Source organism: Streptomyces sp. S6, assembly GCF_054880855.1.
Map to the genome: position 1 here is coordinate 1 of NZ_JBTYMC010000484.1, position 3,460 is coordinate 3,460.

The 3,460-nt window shown below is 72.6% G+C and carries 3 protein-coding genes and 1 pseudogene; all 4 read left to right on the forward strand.

Annotation, left to right across the window (positions count from 1 at the left end; genetic code table 11):
• Positions 1 to 116: 116 nt before the first annotated feature.
• Positions 117 to 557: pseudogene (gene bioD / locus ACVNF4_RS33970) on the forward strand (ATP-dependent dethiobiotin synthetase BioD); the annotation flags it as partial.
• An 82-nt stretch (positions 558 to 639) separates the two neighbouring features.
• Entirely contained in the window at positions 640 to 1,296 is a 657-nt protein-coding gene (locus ACVNF4_RS33975; RefSeq protein ID WP_461806721.1) for a class I SAM-dependent methyltransferase, read from the forward strand.
• Positions 1,297 to 1,409: 113 nt separating this feature from the next.
• Entirely contained in the window at positions 1,410 to 2,306 is an 897-nt protein-coding gene (locus ACVNF4_RS33980) for an ABC transporter ATP-binding protein (protein ID WP_461806722.1), read from the forward strand.
• A gap of 3 nt (positions 2,307 to 2,309) precedes the next feature.
• A partial coding sequence (locus ACVNF4_RS33985) for an ABC transporter permease (protein WP_461806723.1) occupies positions 2,310 to 3,460 on the forward strand: 1,151 nt, incomplete at its 3' end.

A 3,460-nucleotide genomic window follows, 5' to 3' on the forward strand; every position in this document is an offset into this window, starting at 1 on the left:
GCGGGGACAGGCGGAGTATGTCCAGTGTGTGAACAGATCGACCACGATGTGGGATACGGGGATACGATCACGCCCCCGCGTCCTGAAACCGCTCTCAGGAACCCCTCTCACCGTACGACGTGGTCGAGCTGGCCCAGAAGCTGGCGGTGGACCACGACCTGGTCCTCGTCGAGGGCGCGGGCGGGCTGCTCGTGCGGTTCGACGAGGAGGGCGGGAACCTCTCCGACGTCGCCGCGCTGCTGCGGGCGCCGGTGCTGCTGGTCGCCTCGGCGGGACTCGGGACGCTGAACACGACCGAGCTGACGGCCCGTGAACTCCGGTCCCGTGAGGTGGAGTTGCTCGGGGTGGTGATCGGGAGCTGGCCCTCTTCGCCCGATCTGGCGATGCGGTGCAACGTGGAGGATCTGCCGGTGGTGGCGGGGGCGCCGCTGCTGGGGGTGCTGCCGGAGGGGGTGGGGGTGTTGGCGCCCGCCGACTTCCGTGCCGCTGCGGGGAGTTGGCTGGCGGCTCGGCTGGACGGGGTGTGGGAGGCGGAGGGGTTTCGGGCGGGGTTGTAGGGGGTGGGGCCGGGGGTGTTCCCGACGGCCCGATTCCGAGGGGTGCGCGGCGGCCGTGTGAGCCCGCGTGCAGGAGGCCCCCATGCCGACGCGCACCCCCAAGGACGCCGTCCGTCATCCGTTGTTCGCCCGCTTCTACACCCGGTTCAGTGTGGCGGCGGAGCCGTCCGTCGGGCCGCTGCGCACCGAACTGCTGGCCGGGCTGTCGGGGCGGGTGATCGAGGTGGGTGCGGGGAACGGGCTGAACTTCGCGCACTATCCGGCGGCCGTCTCGGAGGTCGTCGCCCTCGAACCGGAGCGACTGCTTCGGCAGGCGGCGCGGGTGGCCGCGCTGCGCGCCGAGGTGCCGGTCGACGTCGTGCCGGGGGTCGCGGAGGCGCTGCCCGTGAAGAGCGAGGCGTTCGACGCGGCCGTGCTGTCGCTGACGCTGTGCAGTGTGCGGGACGTGGAGCGAGCGCTGCGGGAGCTGCGGCGGGTGCTGCGGCCGGGTGGTGAGCTGCGGTTCTTCGAGCACGGGCGGGGTGGCGGGCCGGTGATGCGGGGTGTGCAGCGGGGGCTGGACCGGACGGTGTGGCCGCTGCTGTTCGGGGGGTGCCGGCTGGACCGGGACCCGGTGGCGTCGATCGTCCTGGCCGGGTTCGAACTCGGGGAGCACCGGCGGCTGAGGGTGCCGCCTTCGGGGCTGGTGTCGCCGTCGTCGTACTGCGTTCTGGGGGTGGCGCGGCGGCCGGTGGGGTGAGGGTCTCCACCCTGAGGTGGAGGGAGGATGTCTGACTTCAGAGGGATGTCGTCCGCGAGGGTGGCGGTCCTACGCTCGGGCACAGGAGAAAGGCACCGAGTGAGGAGGCCGCAGTGTCCGCATCTGCCGTACGGCGAGGGCCGGGGCTCGGCGTGTCCGGCGAGGTGGCGGCGCGGGCCCGGGGGCTGACGAAGGCGTACGGCTCGGGTGAGACGGCAGTGGTGGCGCTGGACTCGGTGGACGTGGACATCGCGCGGGGGCGGTTCACCACGGTGATGGGGCCCTCGGGGTCGGGGAAGTCGACGCTGATGCACTGCCTCGCCGGGCTGGACTCCGTGTCGGCGGGCCGCGTCTGGCTGGGCGACACGGAGATCACGGGCCTGAAGGACCGCGAGCTGACCCGGCTGCGGCGTGACCGGATCGGGTTCATGTTCCAGTCGTTCAACCTGATCCCGACACTGACGGCCGCCGAGAACATCACCCTCCCCATGGACATCGCGGGCCGCGGACCCGACCAGGAGTGGCTGGCCCGCATCATCGACACCCTGGGCCTGCGCGACCGCCTGAAGCACCGCCCCGCCCAGCTCTCCGGCGGCCAGCAGCAACGCGTCGCCTGCGCCCGTGCCCTCCTCTCCCGCCCCGAGCTGATCTTCGCCGACGAGCCCACCGGCAACCTCGACTCCCGGGCCGGCCTGGAGGTCCTCACGATCCTCCGCCAAGCCGTCGACACCCTCGGCCAGACCGTCGTCACCGTCACCCACGACCCCAACGCCGCCGCCCACTCCGACCTCGTCCTCTTCCTGGCGGACGGGCGGCTCGTGGAGGACATGGAGCGGCCCACGGCGGAGGGGGTGCTGGAGCGGATGCGGATGTTCGCGGGCGGCGGGTCGTCGTCGAAGGAGGGCGGCGCGGGGACCGGGACCGGAGGAGCCGACGGGACACCCTCCGGTTCGCCCCGCGCGCCGCACGCGCCCCGGCACCCTCGCCCCGGCCCCGGCAAGGAGGGCTGACCCGTGCTGAAAGCCACCCTCCGCAGTTTCCTCGCGCACAAGGGCCGCCTGCTGCTGTCGGCGCTCGCCGTCCTCCTGTCGGTGGCGTTCGTGGCGGGGAGTCTGATCTTCTCGGACACGGTGACGCGGACGTTCGACCGGCTGTTCGCGTCGACGTCGGCGGATGTGACGGTCCAGCCGAAGGACGACCTCGGCTCGGCGGTGCCGACGGGGGCCGTCCAGACGCTGCCCGCCGCTCTCGCGGGGCGCCTGGCGAGGGTCCCCGGTGCCGCGGACGCCCATGCGGAGGTGAGCGTCGGGAACGCGACGGTGGTGGACGCGCGGAACAAGCCGGTGGGCCCCACGACCGGCGCCCCCACCCTGACCCTGGGCTGGCACATCACGGACCGCAGCCCGGTGAAGCTGACGTCCGGCCGGGCGCCGCGCGGCGTTGGGGAGGCGCTGCTCGACGCGGACACGGCCGACAAGAAGGACGTCGGGATCGGCGACCGGCTGACGGTGCTGGCCCAGCCGGGCACGTTCCGGGTGAGGGTCGTCGGGATCGTCACGTTCACGACGACCAACCCGGGCGCGGCCCTCGTCCTCCTGGACCAGTCGGTGGCGGCGAAGCAGCTCCTCGGCTCGGCGGACCGGGCGACGACGATCGAGCTGCGGGCGGCGCCGGGCGTGCCGGACGCGGTGCTGAAGGAGCGGGTGGCGAGCGCCCTCGGCACGGGCTCGTACGACGTGAGGACGGCGAGCGAGCAGGCGAAGTCCTCGGCGGAGCAGCTCGGCGCGTTCCTGGACGTCATCAAGTACGTGATGCTGGGCTTCGCGGGGATCGCCGTGCTCGTCGGCGTCTTCCTGATCGTCAACACGTTCTCGATGCTGATCGCCCAGCGCACGAGAGAGCTGGGCCTGCTGCGGGCGCTGGGCGCGGACCGCCGCCAGGTGCGCCGCTCGGTCCTCACGGAGGCGGTCCTGCTGGGCCTCACGGGCTCCACGCTGGGCCTCGCCGCGGGCATCGGCCTCGCGGTGGGGTTGATCCGGTTGATGAGCGTGTTACACCCTCGACAAAGTGGGTGTCGAATGGAAACTGGCGAACTTCCGGAACATCTCCGTCGCCCGCAAAGCCTCAGTAGCCCAACTCGACACCCACGTCGGCCCCAAACACT

Coding starts and splice junctions, on each gene's coding strand:
- ACVNF4_RS33975 (WP_461806721.1), top strand. CDS start 640: ATGCCGACGCGCACCCCCAAGGACGCCGTCCGTCATCCGTTGTTCGCC.